Origin of the sequence: Kitasatospora sp. NBC_00374, assembly GCF_041434935.1 — a bacterium.
Classification (GTDB): Bacteria; Actinomycetota; Actinomycetes; order Streptomycetales; family Streptomycetaceae; genus Kitasatospora.
Genome location: NZ_CP107964.1, coordinates 1,442,016 through 1,457,797, shown reverse-complemented (window position 1 = coordinate 1,457,797; position 15,782 = coordinate 1,442,016). Strand labels below are relative to the sequence as shown.

The following is a 15,782-nucleotide window of genomic DNA, read 5'->3' as shown; positions in this document are numbered from 1 at the left end:
CCGAAGCGACGCCCGCTGAGGAGGTACCCGAGGTCCGGGCCGCGGTTCACGGGGTTGCGCGCAGGGCGTGTTGAATGCTTGCAATGAACCGGTGGAGGACGGCGGGGTGTCCGGCGGCGCGGGAAGGGTTGAGCTCGCAGATCGAGAGTGCTCGGAAGCGCGGGTCCCGGCAGGCGGTGTCCAGCGCCTCGGACACGGCGTCGAGAGTGGGGCCGCTGTTGCGGCCGTCCGTGCTTTCGGCGAGCGGCGCGTCGGTGAAGTCCAGGACGTCGACATCGAGGTGCACAGCCAGGGGACCGGCCGGGAGCGTACTGAGGGCCCGTGTCACCTCGGTTCCCGGCGTGGTGGCGAGATCGAAGTGCGAGCCCCATCGCAGGCCCAGGCGACTTGCCTGCTCGCGTTCCCAGGAGGTGGCGGCCTCGGGATCGATGCCGAGGAGGTGGAGCCGGTCCGGGGTGAGCAGCGGGCGGCGGGCGAAGGCGGCCGCCAGCGGCTCCGCGGCTCCGGGCAGGTCCAGTCCGTGGGCGAGCCCCATCCAGTCGAGGGCGCCCTCGCCGGTGCTCTCGGGCGTGTTGAGATCGAAGTGCCGGTCGATGTAGAGCAGGCCGGCGTCCGGGTCGCCTGCCGTGAGAGCTGCCATCACACCCAGTGCGACGGTGCAGTTCCCGCCGATGACCAGGACGTCCGCGTCCTCCTCCAGCGCTCCGGCGACGTGGTCGGCGACCGCCTTGACGGCTTGGACCACTGCCGCGAGGTTCTGAGCCCGCGGGTGCTGCGGGTCTGGGGCCCACACGTGCAGCGGCCCGTCCCCTGCATCCCGTACCCGGCGGCCCGCCGCCCTCAGACGATCGATCAGGCCCAGCTCGCGCAACACGCGTGGTGCAGCCTCCTGGCCGGGTGCGTAGCTGCCCGCGCTGGTCGGCGCGCCCACCAAAACGAGATCCCGTGGCATCCACCCATCATCGCGGTCCGCCCGCATGGGCGCGAGCGGGCTGCGTCCGCGGGTCGGCAGGGGGAGTGACGATCTCGCACGGTGGAGAACGCGGGCCGGGCCCCGAGAAGCTGTCGTCCGACGTCTTCCAGCCGCTGACGCTCACCGCGGCCGAGCCGGTGTTGTACAGCTTCACCGTGTCGTTGGCCGCGGCGCATACAGCGGCGACGCCGGCAAGCGAGCGAGGGGCGCGAGGCCGCCGCGCCGTCGGCAGGGATATTCGCTTGTCGCCCCCGTTGACGGCTTCCCCACGGCCGGGCGGCCGGCTGCCTGTCGCTGTGCACGGGCGTTGCGCACCATCGCCCCCGTTGGCGCGAAGCCGAACGCTTGACCAGCCCCCGACCGCAGTCCTGTCCGCGTGGCCTCTTAACATCATTTCGGATTCTTCGACGGACCCTGCTGCTGCTCGGCCGTGTGCCCGCAGTCCAACACCCAACACGACACAACGGCTCCACCGCACGGCGATGGAGCCGTGCATCGAGGAGGAACGTCCATGCAAGCCCGGAAGATCGGCGCGGCCGCCGCGACAGCGGTGGCGCTTCTGGCTGCCCGCGACCTCATGCAGAAGAGGCACGCGCTGTTGCGGAACTTCCCGGTGATCGGGCACGCCCGGTACCTGTTGGAGACGATCGGGCCGGAGCTGCGGCAGTACATCGTGACCTCCAACGAGGAGGAGCGCCCGTTCAGTCGTGACCAGCGCACTTGGATCTATGCGTCGGCGAAGGAGGAGAACAACTACTTCGGGTTCGGGACCGAGGTCGACGTCGAGCACGTACAGGGGCACGCCTATCTGAAGCAGCGTACGTTTGCCGGCACTCTGCCCGACGCGCACGATCCGCAGGCTCCGCTGCCCTCGGCCAAGGTGCTGGGCGGGCCGCGCGGGCGCGCCAAGGCGTTCCGGCCGACGAGCGTGGTGAACGTCTCGGCGATGAGCTTCGGATCGCTCTCCGGCGCGGCCATCACGGCGCTCAACAAGGGGGCGGCGCTGGCCGGCACGATGCACAACACGGGCGAGGGCGGCCTCTCGCCGTACCACCGCAACGGTGGTGACCTCGTGCTTCAGCTCGGTACGGCGTACTTCGGCTGCCGCAACGAGGACGGCAGTTTCAACCTTGAGAGGCTCAAGGACGTCGTCGCCAGTGCTCCGGTCAAGGCGATAGAGATCAAGCTCTCCCAGGGCGCCAAGCCCGGGTTGGGCGGGATGCTGCCAGGCGCGAAGGTGACCTCGGAGATCGCCGGGATTCGCGGCATCCCGGTCGGCAAGGACTGCGCCTCCCCGTCGCGGCACACCGCGTTCAGCGACGTGGACTCGATGCTCGACTTCGTCGAGTTGCTCGCCACCGAGACCGGTCTGCCGGTCGGGGTCAAGAGCGCGGTCGGAGAGATGGGCTTCTGGCAGGAGCTGGCCACGTTGATGGTGCGTGGTGACCGTGGAGTCGACTTCGTGACCGTCGACGGCGGCGAGGGCGGCACCGGGGCAGCGCCGCGGATCTTCGCCGACTCGGTGTCGCTGCCCTTCCGGATGGGCTTCTCCCGGGTCTACGGCACCTTCGCCGAGCTGGGGCTGACCGACGACCTGACCTTCATCGGCTCCGGCAAGCTCGGCTTGCCCGAGAACGCCGCGGTCGCCTTCGCTCTGGGTGCCGACATGATCAACGTGGCCCGTGAGGCGATGCTGTCGATCGGCTGCATCCAGGCGCAGAAGTGCCACACCGACAAGTGCCCCACCGGCATCGCAACCCAGAACCCGTGGCTGGCCCGCGGCCTCGACCCGGCCTCGAAGGCCACCCGGGCCGCTGCCTACTTGCGCACCCTGCGCACGGAGCTGATCAAGATCTCGGCGGCCGTCGGCGTCGCCCACCCGGCACTCATCACGGCCAACGACATTGAGATCATGAACGGCGACTACGAGGCCCGCACCCTGGCCGGCGTCTACGGCTACAAGGACGGCTGGGGCGAGCTCGGCCCGCACCTTGCCGATGAGATCACGGCACTTCTCACCACCAAGCCGGCCTCCGTCCGGAAGCCGGCTGTCTGACGCGCTGACAGAGGCGGCGGCACCATGACGTGTTCAGCGGCATCCCACCCCACTTCCGAGCCCCATGCCACCTCATGACCGCGGGCCGCCACCGCACCGAAAAGATCATCAGCTTCGCGATCCGGGACCGGATCACCGGCGTCGTCGGTGTGCCCAGCACCGCCTGACCGAGGGCCGACAGCCAGCCCCGCCATGCCCTGACGCGTCGCCACACGCCTACATCCCCAGAACGTGACAACGCCCGGCGAACGGCTGCGAAGGTCCGTAACGCGGCTGCGAGGCCTGACCGGACTGCTGCAGACCAGGCTGGCCGCGGTGTCACTTCCCTTCGTCGAGCCGTAAGCCGCCCGGGCTGCGGGTCCGGTACCGCAGAGGGCAGCCGAAGCCCGACGCCTTCCCGCCGGGCTCGTCCCGAACCGCAGGCTGGCGCAGCGGCCGCGGAGGCGGGCAGAATGCGTCAGGATCTGTTCCCGGCAGCTGCGACGCCGGGAACAGGCCCTAGGAAGGGGGTGGGGCTCCGGCTCCGGACCCTGGGCGCGGCGTGCGTGGGTGGTGCGGCTCGACCGGGCGGGGGCCGCCCCTGGGCGGGTAGTCGGCGGGCCGGGCTGCCGAACAGCTGAACTCCTCGAACAGGGCTTTGTCCAGGTTGACGGCGCAGGTCTGCATGTTCCACGTAATATCACCGGGCAGCCTTTGCCATGCCTAAAATCAACCGGGCGGTCAGATTGCGAAGTTCGGCTGGACCGTCAACCGGAGCCTGCCGTGCGAATTCTGAGATCTGACATTGAGGAGTGAATTTTGCCTGGCCAGTCCCCAGCGAGTCCGCACGTCGCCGTCGCCTTGGACAGCCCCGCGCCCATCTGTAATCCTGGTTCTCGACGGTGGACGATCCTTCGACACTCGCTGTCCATCGTCATGACGACAGCAGCCATCGTAGCGGCTTTTATGGTCATCAGTCTTCCAATTGTGGCAGTCTTTTTCATCGACAAAGCTATCATCGCCAGCGATTACGCCAAGGCCGTTCTATTCGCCGCTGGCGTGGGGCTTGCCGTGAGTGTTTTCATTTTTCCCATTGCCTTCGGGTTTGAGCGGCTGGTCATGCGCGGTGGAGCTACGTGGAAGGTGCTGGCGGCGTTTGCACCGATAGCCTCTCCGGTCGCGGCTGTGCTGATTTTCGTTTCGCTGTTTAAATTTCAACCATCGACTGTTGTTAGTAATGCTTTCGCTGTTGCGATCTTGTTCTTCATGGGCTTCTCCGTCTACTGGTTGTCGCTGTGGTCATTGAGTGCTGTTCGCTACGGCGCTTGGCGCTTTTCCCGGCGCATGAGCCGAGGTCGGCGGTTCGGCTAAGGGAGGACCCGTACCTGGTCGTGGCGGGCAGCTCCGGACGGGGACGAGGTCGACCCCGTGCACGGCAACCAGCGCCCCGAGTGGGATTGCCGGCTGCCGCTTCGACTTCGAGAACCCGGAACACCGCTGAGCGAACAATCGGCCCGTGGTGCTGCCCAATGTGCGCGGCGCATGTCAACGGCCAGTTCGGTGTCGACGACCGGGCTGCGTGTTGCCCGGACAGGTGCCGTCCGACGGGAGCGGAATTGTTGTGCTTCGGGCCCGGTCTGGCTTCTCGTTGAGGCAGGCGTGACTGGTGCCGAAGTGAAGCTGCGAGCTCGCCTCGGGGTGAGCCGCAGGAGTGTGTCGGCGAGGAGGTGTCCGCTCGTCTGGAGCCTGGGCCGGGGGGCCGCGCGCAGGGCGTTGAAGGCGGGGCCGGTGCGGTTCTCGGCGGCGAGGCGGTTCGCGAGCCGGAGGATCTGGGCGCGTCCGGGCTCGGTCGGTCCGGTGGAGGTCCGCTCGCCGCCGACGCGTCCAACGACGTTGCCGTGGGCTTCGCCGCGACGGGTGATCACCAGCCGTGCTCGGAGCGGGCGAGGAAGGCTGCGGCGTGGGTCATGGCGATGGCTGCCTCACTTCTCGACGAGCACGATGTCTTCGATATCGCGGGTGAGCTTCACGGTGTTGTTGGTGACCGTGACGATGTGCTGGAGGCCCTTGATGGAGTCCTGCTGCTCGGGCACGTGGAACTCCTCGCCCTCACCGGCGAGATAGGCCGGGAAGCAGTTCAGTGAGGGGCCGAAGAGACGGATGTAGTCCGCGAGGCGCCGGAACAGCTTCGGCAGGATCACCAGGTCGCTCGTGATCGAGGAAAGTCCCGTGATCGTCGCCCCGCTCCTGGTCGCGTCCTTCGCCCACACGCTGCCGAGAACGGCCGCGGTCCGCGCCTGCCTGGCCGTGTCGGCCATGTCGAGGCGCAGGTCCTTGGGCAGGTTGCTGTAGAAGGTGGGGTAGACCAGGCCGCGGGAGAGCAGGTGGTGATTGGCGGTCTGGTTGACCATGTTCACGTCGACGTTGACCCGCTCGCCGTCCTTGGTGTCCGGTGGCAGCGGGCCGCGGCCGACCATGGCGATGCAGCGGCCGAAAGTGTCGGCGCCACTGGCGAGGATGTAACCGGGCACGGTCTGAGGGGTCGAGGCGGTGACCTTCTCGTCGGCGCCCTGGGTGACGCTGGTGAAACCGAGCCAGTTCAGCAGCTCGTCCCGGGCGGCGTGTGCCCCGAGCTCCAGCGGCTGATTCACGACGCCCGGGCCGACCCCCTGGTAGTGGGTCTCCAACGCGTCGATCCCGTCCAGGCGCAGCGCGCCACCCCCGTGGCCGTTCCGCTTCACCCTGTTCTTGCCCGGGAGGTCGCACCAGAATCCCGGATCCTGCGGGGTGAAGTGGACAGTGTCGCCGTCCGGTTGCGAGTCGATGATCTTGTACGTTCCCTTGATGAGCAGCATCGGCATGAGTGCCTCCCGTAAGTGGATTGGCACTTATTGTGATGCCGTTCGTGATCAAACCGGTGGAGCCGCTTCGGCGAGTTCTCGTGGACTCGTGCGCCGGTCGCCGGACAGGCGGGGTCCCGTTCATGCCGACGTCGCACCTGCCCTCACAGGCGGCCCCGCTGTCGCCGCACCCGGCGACGCTCGGCAGCCGATGCGGCCGCGCCGTGTCCGGCCCCCGCCTGTTGCAGGGGGGCTCACCGGCCTTCCCGTACACGGAACTTCGGCGGATCACCCGCGCTCGACCGGGCCGCACTCTCGCAATTGGTCCAGACCTATTGACGTGCCCTGCCGCCCCTCCTACGATCCGGTCCGGTACAGCCCCACATGTCCCCACCTCACCCAGAGCCGGGCGTCACGCCCCCACGCGTCGGTCATGTCCATGACGCTCGGCGGGAAGGGAGCACAGCATGTTCCGTCGGAGGTCTCGTACTCCACGTCTGCCGGGTGATGTCGGCCCGCCGCTCCGAGCCGCTCGCCAGCAGCGGACGGCAGTGGAACGCGCATCGCAGGTGAACCCCAAGCACGAACCGACCCTCCTGAGGCGCCTCTTCGCAGGGGTGAGCGCCGCCGCCGTCATCGGTGGCGGCATCGCCGTGGCCGGCTCCGTCACGGCCGGGGCCGCCACCACCAACCTGGTGGCCAACGCCGGATTCGAGAACGGACTCTCCGGCTGGACCTGTTCCAGCGGTTCCGGCGCGGCCGTCGGCAGTCCGGTCCACTCCGGCGCTTCCGCCCTCAGGGCCACGCCGACCGGCCAGGACAACGCCCAGTGCACCCAGACCGTCAGCGTGCAGCCCAACTCCCAGTACACGCTGAGTGCCTACGTCCAGGGCAGCTACGTCTACCTGGGGGCCACCGGCACCGGCCTCACCGGCGCCCCGTCCACCTGGACGCCGGGCAACGCGTCGTACGGCCAGCTCAGCGTCGGCTTCACCACCGGATCGAACACCACCTCGGTGACCGTCTACGTGCACGGCTGGTACGGGCAGCCCGCGTACTACGCGGACGACGTGTCACTCACCGGCCCCGGCGGCAGCAGCCCCTCGCCGACCACCCCGCCGCCGACCACCGCCCCGCCCACCACCGCGCCCCCGACCACCACGCCGCCGACCACCGCGCCCCCGACCACCACGCCGCCGGGCGACACCTGCCCCACGAAGCCCAGGCCGTCGGGCAAGGTCCTGCAGGGATACTGGGAGAACTGGGACGGCGCCGCCAACGGCGTCCACCCCGGCATGGGCTGGGTCCCCATCACGGACAGCCGGATCGCCGCGCACGGTTACAACGTCATCAACGCCGCCTTCCCGGTGATCCTCTCGGATGGCACCGTGCTGTGGCAGGACGGCATGGACGCCGGCGTCAAGGTCTCGACGCCCGCCGAGATGTGCCAGGCCAAGGCGGGCGGGGCGACGCTGCTGATGTCGATCGGCGGCGCCGCCGCGGGCATCGACCTGAGCTCCGGTTCCGTCGCCGACAGGTTCGTGGCGACCGTCGTCCCGATTCTCAAGAAGTACAACTTCGACGGCATCGACATCGACATCGAGACCGGCCTGTCCGGAAGCGGCGACATCAACACGCTGTCCGCCTCCCAGTCCAACCTGATCCGCATCATCGACGGCGTCCTCGCGCAGATGCCGGCCGGCTTCGGCCTCACCATGGCCCCCGAAACCGCGTACGTCACCGGCGGAAGCGTCACCTACGGGTCGATCTGGGGCGCCTACCTGCCCATCATCAAGAAGTACGCCGACAACGGCCGCCTGTGGTGGCTGAACATGCAGTACTACAACGGCAGCATGTACGGCTGCTCCGGCGACTCCTACCAGGCCGGCACCGTCCAGGGCTTCACCGCGCAGACCACGTGCCTGAACAACGGCCTGACCATCCAGGGCACCACCATCAAGGTGCCCTACGACAAGCAGGTGCCCGGCCTGCCGGCCCAGCCCGGCGCGGGTGGCGGCTACATGGCGCCGAGCCTGGTCGGCCAGTCGTGGAACGCCTTCGGCGGCTCGCTGAAGGGGATCATGACGTGGTCGATCAACTGGGACGGCTCGAAGGGCTGGACCTTCGGCGACAACGTCAAGTCCCTCCAGGGCCGTTGACGTCCCGCTGACTCTCCGCGCCCCGGTTGCTCCGTTCCGGGCTGGAGCCGGTCATGGACCGGAACCACACCCGGGGCTGGGCCCGGGGCGCGGATTGTGGGGCTACGTCGCAAGGACGCCGGCGGCATCCCCGCCCACGGCAACCGGCGCCCCGAGCGGGACGCCGGCCGCCGCCCTCGGAACGGCCCGGGCCGGGCCGGGGATCAGCGCAATCCGGCGAAGAGGTCGTTCTCGGGCACGGCCGCGCCGGTGGCGTCCTGGACCCGTACGAACGTCTCCGTGCCCATCAGCTCGGTGAACCTCTCCTTGCCCATCCTCAGGAAGAAGATGTTCTCGCCCTGGCTGGCGTGCGCGGCGAGTGCGTCGAACTTCTGACCGCCGAACTCGGTGGTGTCCACCCAGGTGGTGATCTCTTCGTCGGGAAGCCCGATTTCCTGCATCGCGGCGGCCTCCGCCGGATCCGGCTCCTCCCAGTCCGCGCCGAACTCGCGCATGACCTCCCCGAATCGCTGCATCATCGAGCGCGGCGCCGTCGTCCAGTACACCTTCGGCGTCATCCCGGTCATCGCCAGCGCCGCCATGGTGATGCGGTTCGCCTGGATGTGGTCGGGATGGCCGTAGAAACCGTTCTCGTCGTAGGTCACGACCACATCGGGCTGGTAGCGCCGGAAGAGTTCGGCGAGGCGGGCGGCGCCCTCCTCCACGGGTGTCTGCCAGAAGGAGCCGGGCGCGTCGTTGGCCGGCCAGCCCATCATCCCGGAGTCGGCGTACTCCAACAGCTCCAGATGACTGATCTTCAGAACCTCACAGCTCGCCTCGAGTTCTTGCCGGCGCATCACGGCGACGGCCGCCGGATCGTGCCCGGGCTCGCCCGGCTTGACGCCTCCCGGTCCGTCACCGCAACCGCCGTCGGTACACGTGACGAGGACCGTGCGCATGCCCTCCGCCGCGTACCGCGCCAGGACGCCCCCTGTTCCGGTGGCCTCGTCGTCGGGGTGGGCGTGCACTGCCATCAGCGTCAAGGGCCGGCCAACCATGGAAAACCATCCTTCGGTATGAGAAGTGCTCGGTCCGAGTCTGCGGCACGTGGGCGGGTGCTCGCCCGCAATATCGGGGTGACCGGGGCACTCGGGAGACCGAAGGTCGTACTCGGGGGCGTCTGAATCCTGCGGATCGGCCGGAGGGCGGGCACGCTGCGGGCGCCGGGTAGGGCGCCGGGTGGAGTGCCGCGTGGAGTGCCGCGTGGGGTGTTGTCGCCCCCGGAGCCGGTCAGTCGATGAGGCCGAGCCGCGGTCCGCCCCGGTCGTGCAGTCGCCTGAGGAAGGCGAGCACGCCGGCGGAGCCGCCGGCCCAGGTGGCGCTGGGCCGGGTCAGACCGGTGTTCGGGAACACCGGACGGCTCGGGGTGCCGCCGCTGCGGCTCAGGATGATCGCGGCGACGGTCTCGGCGGCGTCCCAGAACTCCTCGGATCCGGACGCCTTGGCGACGTCCACCAGCAGGTCGCCGACCCCGAACAGCCCGCAGCACTGGGTGACCAAAGGCATGCGCGGCGCCAGCGCGGCGCAGGTGCGCGCGGTCCGCTGGGAGAGGCGGAGGTACCCGGGTTCGCCGAGGCGGTCGGCGGCCCGGACGAGTACCGCCCCGATCCCGGCCAGACCGCGGCACCACGAGCCGTAGCGGCGCGTTGCTCCCGGAGCCGTCGCCGCCGCGACGATGCCCGGTGTGCCGGCGGCGAGCTGCGCGCCCCGAGCTTCCGCCGAAGACATCGCCGGGTGTCGGGACGTTCGCGCGGGCGGCGAGCACGGGGTCTGCGATCCTGCGGGCCTCGTCGACGCAGAACGCGGTCGTGTGCTCGATGATCTCTTCGAGCAGGCCGCCGTCGAATCGGAGCCGGCCGGGCCCTCCGGACGCTCGGGACATCGTGGGCGGCTCGGGCGGCTCGGGCGCCCCGGACAGAGGACCTGACGCGGCGTCAGGCGAACCGCCGGGTCCGGGTGGAGACAGGACCCGACGATCTCCCGCAGGGCCGACGGCAGGGCTGCCGCCGCGTCGGCCGGGCCCGGTCCGAGCGGCTCCCGTCCGGACGCCGCGTAGGCCAGCGTCGCGCCGAGCGAGAACACGTCGTCCGCCTGCGTCACGGGCTGCCCGAGGGCCGCCGCCGGCGACCCGACGTCGGCCGCCGGCGGCGGGGCCCCGACCTGAATCCGTCGCGCGAGGCCGAAGCCGGTCAGGTACGGGCCGGCCGTTCGGCCGGAGCCCTGCTGCCGAGGAGGTCGCGTCGCGCAGCAGCACGCCGGATCCGGCGGCGAGGCGAGGTCGGAGATCACCGACGACGGGGTGGTGACGCTGCGCACCCCCGGCGGACGGCCCGCGCCCAAGCTGCCCGCGCGCGCCTGTACGCCTGCCCGCCGCTCCGAGTTGCGGAGGAGCGAAGGAGCGAACGAGGAGCCATGGACGAGGTCCGAGGACGGCCACGGCGACGAACGGGCGCCGGCGGTGAAGCGGTTGTGGGCACGCGACCGGACCGGCGGGCGTACCGTGAAGACATGGCCAAGGACTTCTTCCAGGTCGGGCGAGTCTACGAGCACTACGTCGCCGGACGTCGCTCCGGGGAAGGGGTTCTGTGGGTGCAGTGGGTGGGGACGCCACCGCCCGATTTCGAGGAGCCGAGCCGGCGTGACGGCGTGGCGGCCGGATGGCATCGGGGTTTCAGCCCGCACGGGGTGCCGGTCCGCGGCTTCTACAGCACGGCGGACTACGAGGGCTGGCGGGAGGTCCCGGAGAGTGCCCGGGCCGATGCGCTCGCCGGGCGCCCGCCCTACGACTACGCCCTCGTCGAGGAGTACCGGCACAACCTCGGCCGACCGTCGCCGCCCGCCCTGGAGCCCTGTCCTGACTGAGGCCGTCCCGGCGACTGCCCGCCGGCCGGATCCCTACAGCCGACTCTCAACGGCAGTTCTCTACGGCGCGGCTCTCTACGGCACGGCGTGCAGGGGGCGCGCGCCGTCGGATCCCGCCGCGCCGGAGATGAGCTGCTCGGCCCAGACCGTCTTTCCGGTCGGTGTGTGGCGGGTGCCCCAGCGGTTGGTGAGCCGGCCGACGAGGAACAGCCCGCGCCCGCCCTCGTCCAGGTCCCGGGCGCGGTGGGAGTGCGGCGAGGTGCTGCTGCCGTCGGAGACCTCGCAGATCAGCGTCGAGTCGTGGATGAGGCGGAGCCGGATCGGCGGGCTGGCGTAGCGGATGGCGTTGGTCACCAGCTCGCTGACGACGAGCTCGGTCGTCAGGGCGCTCTCCTGCAGGTGCCACCGGGAGAGCTGGTCGGCGGCCCACCCGCGGGCGTCCGCGAGGACGGCCGGGTCGGCGGCGATCTCGCGCGAGGCCACGTGGCCGGAGCCGAGCCGCCGGGTGCGGGCGATCAGCAGGGCCGCGTCGTCGTCGGGCCGATCGTGCGGAAGCGCGGCCACCACCCGGTCGCAGCTGGTCTCCAGCGAGGCGGCCGGCTCGCTGAGGGCGCGCATCAGCGCCTCCGTCCCGCCGTCGACGTCCCCGTCGTCCGTCGCGACCAGGCCGTTGGTGTAGAGGACGAGCAGGCCGCCCTCGGCGAGGTCGACGTCCGTGGCCTCGAACGGCACGCCGCCGACGCCGAGCGGTGGCCCGGGGACGATGTCCACGTTCCGAGCCGTGCCCCGCGGGCTGACGCTGATCGGCGCGGGATGGCCGGCGCTGGCGATGACGCAGCGCAGCGTGGTGGGGTCGTAGACCGCGTAGACGCAGGTCGCCCCGATCTCGGCGGTGGTGTCGATCCCCTCCTCGACCTCGCCGAGGATGAGGTCGTCGAGCTGGGCGAGCAGCTCGTCCGGGGGCAGATCCACGTCGGCCAGGGTGCGTACGGCCATCCGCAGGCGTCCCATGGCGGCGGAGGCGTGGATGCCGTGGCCGACCACGTCACCGGCCACCAGGGCGATCCTGGCTCCCGACAACGGGATGACGTCGTACCAGTCGCCGCCCACCCCGAACCGGGGGTCGGCGGGCAGGTACCGGGTGGCCGTCTCCACGGCGAGCGTGTCCGGCGGGCGGCGCGGCAGCAGGCTGCGCTGAAGGGCGAGGGACGGGCTGTCGGCACCGTCCGGCGGTGTGGACACCTGCAGATACCACTGGACCAGGCCCTGTGCGTCGGCCAGCGGGCAGGCCCGCACCTCTGCCTCCAGGCGGTCGCCGTCGCGGTCACGCAGTGCGATCCGCCCTGCCCAGGCCTGCTTCTCGGCCGTGCTCCTGCGGGCGGCCGCCGGTAGCCCGCCGCACAGGAAGTCCGCGGCCCGGCGCCCCAGGCTCTCGCCCGCCGTGTACCCCAGCAGGCGCTCGGCGCCGTGGCTCCAGGCGGTGACCGTGCCCCGGGCGTCCAAGGCGGCCGCGGCAATGTCGGGCACCGGGGCCGGGGGAAGGGCTGGGGGCCGGGCCGGGGGAAGACTGCGTCCGTTCATCTCACACTTCTCTCCGAGGAGACCCCTTCCCGGCACTCTCGGTGGTTGAAACCAGGACTGGCGCTCGCGAGACGGAGACGAACCGTCGGCTACCGACCGTGACGGTGATCGTTTCCCCGCATCGGGCGGTGCCGCGTTCCGGTTCGTGGCCGCGGTGCGGACTGTTCGCTGGCGAGCCGGGCGCGCCGACTCGCGGCCTGCGGCCCGGACGCGGATCACGTCGCGCGGCGGTCGGGTCAGGCGGACGCGGCGGTGGGCGGCGTCATGGCCCAGCGGATCGTCCGGGTCAGTCCGTCCGTGGCCAGACGGACACCGGTGGCCTCGACGAGGGGCAGCCAGGGCAGCCGCAGCGGGGCCCGCGCCCACCAGGGCAGCAGCGCGACGGCACCGGCGGCCAGCACCGCGTACGGCGGTCGCGCGAACCAGGGCAGGGGAGACCGGAAGAGGAGGAAGCGCGCAGCCTCCCGGGCTTCCGGCGTGCTGCGGAGCTCGGGTCGGTAGGCGGCCAGCCGGGCGGCCAGTGACGCCTGGTCGCGCGGCGGGTCCGGGACACCGAGGGCCATCGCCACCCGGGCGGTGTCCGCGACGTAGCCGTCGTACCCGGCTTCGTCCAACGGCCTTGCACCGTAACGCCGGTGGGCGCGCAGGAAGCTGTCGACCTCGGACACGTGGACCCAGGCGAGCAGGTGCGGGTCGCTCGCCCGGTAGGGCTCGCCGGCCGCGGTGGTGCCGCGTACGTGCCGGTGCACGGCCCGGACGCGGTCGACCGCGCGCTGCGCGTCGTCGGCGGTGCCGAAGGTGGTCACGGCCAGGAAGGTGCTGGTGCGCTGCAACCGGCCCCAGGGATCGCCCCGGTAGCCCGAGTGCGCCGCGACCGCCGCCATGGCCAGCGGGTGCAACGACTGCAGCAGAAGCGCCCGCAGGCCGCCCACGAACATCGACGCGTCGCCGTGCACCTGCCGGATCGGCCGCTCCGGGCCGAACCAGCGCGGCCCCGGGGTGTCGTGGATTCGGCGCCGCACGGCGTCGCCGTCCGGCCCCGCGATCCGGGCGAACAGCGCGGCCCCCGCACGCGCTCGCACGGTGTCGGGGCCGCCGGGCAGAACCCTGTCAGCCACCATGACGTCCATGCTACGGGCGCTGGATCCCCGGGGGGTACGGAGTGAACGGCCACCCGCCCGGCGTGCGGGGACGCGCCGGGCGGGCAGCCGCGGCGCAGGACCCGCCCGGCCCGGCGTGCTGCGGGAGGGAGTGGTCTCAGCGCAGCCGACGCACGCGCAGCACCAGGTCGTCGGTGTGGTGCGCGCCGGCGCCGCCGTCGGGGGCCATGCGTGGACGCTGCTCGTCCACCTCGATCCTCCAGTCCTCGTCGAGCAGTGCGGCCACCATCGAGGGCCAGACGTAGTCGGCCGGGTCGAAGCCGCTGTCGTGCGCCTGCCGGGTGTCCATCCCGGCATGGTGCACGAGCAGCAGCACGCCGCCGGGCGCGACCGCCGCGAGCAGCGCCCGCTCGGCCGCGGCGTCGGGGGTACGCAGCAGAGCCGGGTACTGGGCGGAGACCAGGTCGAAGGAGGCCGGCGGGAGCACCGCCTCCGCCAGCCCGGCATGCACCCAGCGAACGGTGACGCCGGCGTCCCGGGCGTGGCCGGCCGCCCGCTCCAGCGCCACACCCGAGACCTCCAGCCCGGTCACGTCCCAGCCGCCGCGCGCGAGCCAGACGGCGTCCGCGCCCTCGCCGCAGCCCACGTCGAGCACACGCCCCGGAGCGAGCCCGGCGACCTCGGCCACGAGCGCGCCGTTGGGCCGGCCGCTCCACAGCTGCTGCCGGTCGGCGTACCTGCCGTCCCACTCCGCCCGCACCGCGGGGTCTCCGAGGTAGTCGTCCGCGGGGGAGGGGGCGTCGGAGACGGATGATCCTGCTGCGATGTTGTCGGTCACGGGCCCACCGTCGCCGATCGCGTCCCGGTCACGCCACTTCTGTTGCCGTTCCGGCAAAACGGCGACCGAGGGGAAAGGTCGAGGGGGAACGAGGAGTATCCGTACCGGACGATCCCCCGCGGCCGCGGGGCCGCCCCGAACGAGGGGCGGCCCCGGGGTCCACGTCGGTCGGCCCTGTCTACCGACCCGGCTCGGCCGCGTCGGCCGACCCGGTCCGCCCGCCGCCGAAGACCTCCTCGACGAGCTTCTGCGTCGCCGTCTGGAACGGCCCTGCCATGGACAGCGCGGCGTCGTCGACGTAGTTCAGCGCGGCGGTCAGGGTCCTGCTGCCGTCGGGCGTGCTGTACATCAGTGCCGCGTGGCCCGCCATGCCGCCGTTGTGGGTGATGACGGTGCCGCCGCCTGCGCCCGCATCCTGCACGAACACCCCCAGGCCGTAGCCGACCTTGGGATGCGGCTTGCACATCTCGGCCAGCAGCGGGGCCGGCAGGAGCCTGCCGCCCATCAGCGCGGAGATGAACGTGTGGAGGTCCCGGGTGGTCGAGATCATGTCCCCGCCGGTGGAGATCCAGGAGGGGTTCTGGCGGGTGACGTCGACCGTCCTCTGCCGGCCGGCGTCCTCGTACCGGTAGTAGGCGTGGGTGTGCGGTTCGGGGATCTCCGTGCCGGTCTCCGGCAGGACGGTGCCCGACAGCCCGAGCGGCCCCAGGACCAGCCGCTGCATCTCCTCGGCGAGCGAGCGGCCGGTCACCTTCTCGATCAGCAGCCTGGCCAGCACGTAGTTGGTGTTGGAGTAGCTCCAGTCCGTCCCCGGCTCGAACCGTGCCGGCTTGGACAGCGCCAGCCGTACCAGCTCTTCCGGCCGGTAGGTCCTGAACCGGTTGTCCACCCACTCCTGGCCCGCCGTCGTGGCGGGGATCCCCGGCGCGAACGTCCCGTCGTCGTAGTACTCGCCGGTGAAGTTGAACACCCCACTGGTGTGCTGCAGCAGCATCCGCACCGTGACCTTCCGGTCCAGCCCGAACTCGGGCAGGTGGTCGGCCACCGGGGCGTCCAGCTCGATCGCGCCCTCGGCCACCAGCCGCAGCGCCACGGTCGCGGTGAAGGTCTTCGTGACGCTGCCTGCCCGGACGTGCCCGTTCGTCGGCGGCTTCGCGGTCTCGCCCAGCTTGCGCACCCCGGCGCTGCCGACCCACTCGCCCCGCTCGTCGTGCACGCGCATCGTGACCCCGGTGAAACCGGACTCGACCATCTCCTCGATGGCCTTCTGCAGCTCCGGGCGGTCATGGTCGGTAAGGGTGTTGGACATGGTGCGGTGCTCCTTCAGGACTGTTACGAGGTTCAACCGAACGGAC

11 protein-coding genes and 3 pseudogenes are annotated in these 15,782 nt (G+C 71.2%); 5 read left to right on the top strand and 9 right to left on the bottom strand.

Annotation, left to right across the window (positions count from 1 at the left end; all coding sequences use genetic code 11):
- Positions 1 to 46: 46 nt before the first annotated feature.
- Positions 47 to 952 carry an arginase family protein gene (locus OG871_RS06645; RefSeq protein WP_371494943.1) on the bottom strand — a complete coding sequence of 302 codons (906 nt, stop codon included), beginning with the start codon at positions 950 to 952 and terminating at the stop codon, positions 47 to 49.
- Between the two features lie 532 nt (positions 953 to 1,484).
- On the opposite strand from OG871_RS06645, the gene OG871_RS06640 reads away from it, so the two are divergent.
- Entirely contained in the window at positions 1,485 to 3,029 is a 1,545-nt protein-coding gene (locus tag OG871_RS06640) for an FMN-binding glutamate synthase family protein (protein ID WP_371503229.1), read from the top strand.
- Between the two features lie 915 nt (positions 3,030 to 3,944).
- Entirely contained in the window at positions 3,945 to 4,379 is a 435-nt protein-coding gene (locus OG871_RS06635) for a hypothetical protein (RefSeq protein WP_371494941.1), read from the top strand.
- A 611-nt stretch (positions 4,380 to 4,990) separates the two neighbouring features.
- Here OG871_RS06635 and OG871_RS06630 read toward each other — a convergent pair.
- A complete protein-coding gene (locus OG871_RS06630) occupies positions 4,991 to 5,869 on the bottom strand; it encodes a nuclease (protein WP_371494939.1) in 879 nt (292 codons plus the stop codon).
- A gap of 446 nt (positions 5,870 to 6,315) precedes the next feature.
- Here OG871_RS06630 and OG871_RS06625 point away from each other — a divergent pair.
- Together OG871_RS06625 and OG871_RS06620 are read left to right on the top strand one after the other, a co-directional pair.
- Positions 6,316 to 6,828: pseudogene (locus tag OG871_RS06625) on the top strand (carbohydrate binding domain-containing protein); the annotation flags it as partial.
- Positions 6,829 to 6,918: 90 nt separating this feature from the next.
- Complete coding sequence (locus OG871_RS06620; protein ID WP_371503228.1) at positions 6,919 to 8,007, top strand: chitinase; 1,089 nt, start codon at positions 6,919 to 6,921, stop codon at positions 8,005 to 8,007.
- Between the two features lie 203 nt (positions 8,008 to 8,210).
- Here OG871_RS06620 and OG871_RS06615 read toward each other — a convergent pair whose 3' ends face one another.
- Positions 8,211 to 9,044, bottom strand: a complete 834-nt coding sequence (locus tag OG871_RS06615) for a PIG-L family deacetylase (protein WP_371494937.1) — start codon at positions 9,042 to 9,044, stop codon at positions 8,211 to 8,213.
- A 232-nt stretch (positions 9,045 to 9,276) separates the two neighbouring features.
- Positions 9,277 to 9,774 (bottom strand): lanthionine synthetase LanC family protein, encoded by a 498-nt coding sequence (locus OG871_RS06610; protein ID WP_371494935.1) that lies wholly within the window; start codon positions 9,772 to 9,774, stop codon positions 9,277 to 9,279.
- A gap of 780 nt (positions 9,775 to 10,554) precedes the next feature.
- Here OG871_RS06610 and OG871_RS06605 point away from each other — a divergent pair.
- Positions 10,555 to 10,908, top strand: a complete 354-nt coding sequence (locus OG871_RS06605) for a hypothetical protein (RefSeq protein WP_371494933.1) — start codon at positions 10,555 to 10,557, stop codon at positions 10,906 to 10,908.
- Positions 10,909 to 10,983: 75 nt separating this feature from the next.
- Here the strand turns inward: OG871_RS06605 and OG871_RS06600 are convergent.
- The 5 genes and pseudogenes from OG871_RS06600 to OG871_RS06580 all read right to left on the bottom strand — a co-directional run.
- A pseudogene (locus OG871_RS06600) lies at positions 10,984 to 12,117 on the bottom strand (SpoIIE family protein phosphatase); the annotation flags it as partial.
- A gap of 60 nt (positions 12,118 to 12,177) precedes the next feature.
- Positions 12,178 to 12,489: pseudogene (locus tag OG871_RS06595) on the bottom strand (PAS domain-containing protein); the annotation flags it as partial.
- Positions 12,490 to 12,725: 236 nt separating this feature from the next.
- Positions 12,726 to 13,610, bottom strand: a complete 885-nt coding sequence (locus tag OG871_RS06590; protein ID WP_371494931.1) for an oxygenase MpaB family protein — start codon at positions 13,608 to 13,610, stop codon at positions 12,726 to 12,728.
- A 136-nt stretch (positions 13,611 to 13,746) separates the two neighbouring features.
- Complete coding sequence (locus OG871_RS06585; RefSeq protein WP_371494930.1) at positions 13,747 to 14,427, bottom strand: class I SAM-dependent methyltransferase; 681 nt, start codon at positions 14,425 to 14,427, stop codon at positions 13,747 to 13,749.
- Between the two features lie 178 nt (positions 14,428 to 14,605).
- Positions 14,606 to 15,736, bottom strand: a complete 1,131-nt coding sequence (locus OG871_RS06580; RefSeq protein WP_371494928.1) for a serine hydrolase domain-containing protein — start codon at positions 15,734 to 15,736, stop codon at positions 14,606 to 14,608.
- Positions 15,737 to 15,782 lie beyond the last annotated feature (46 nt).

Excerpts from the sequence above, each read along its gene's own strand:
- OG871_RS06645 (WP_371494943.1), bottom strand. The coding sequence starts at position 952 with ATGCCACGGGATCTCGTTTTGGTGGGCGCGCCGACCAGCGCGGGCAGC.
- OG871_RS06640 (WP_371503229.1), top strand. The coding sequence starts at position 1,485 with ATGCAAGCCCGGAAGATCGGCGCGGCCGCCGCGACAGCGGTGGCGCTT.
- OG871_RS06635 (WP_371494941.1), top strand. The coding sequence starts at position 3,945 with ATGACGACAGCAGCCATCGTAGCGGCTTTTATGGTCATCAGTCTTCCA.
- OG871_RS06630 (WP_371494939.1), bottom strand. The coding sequence starts at position 5,869 with ATGCCGATGCTGCTCATCAAGGGAACGTACAAGATCATCGACTCGCAA.
- OG871_RS06615 (WP_371494937.1), bottom strand. The coding sequence starts at position 9,044 with ATGGTTGGCCGGCCCTTGACGCTGATGGCAGTGCACGCCCACCCCGAC.
- OG871_RS06610 (WP_371494935.1), bottom strand. The coding sequence starts at position 9,774 with ATGTCTTCGGCGGAAGCTCGGGGCGCGCAGCTCGCCGCCGGCACACCG.
- OG871_RS06605 (WP_371494933.1), top strand. The coding sequence starts at position 10,555 with ATGGCCAAGGACTTCTTCCAGGTCGGGCGAGTCTACGAGCACTACGTC.
- OG871_RS06590 (WP_371494931.1), bottom strand. The coding sequence starts at position 13,610 with ATGGTGGCTGACAGGGTTCTGCCCGGCGGCCCCGACACCGTGCGAGCG.
- OG871_RS06580 (WP_371494928.1), bottom strand. The coding sequence starts at position 15,736 with ATGTCCAACACCCTTACCGACCATGACCGCCCGGAGCTGCAGAAGGCC.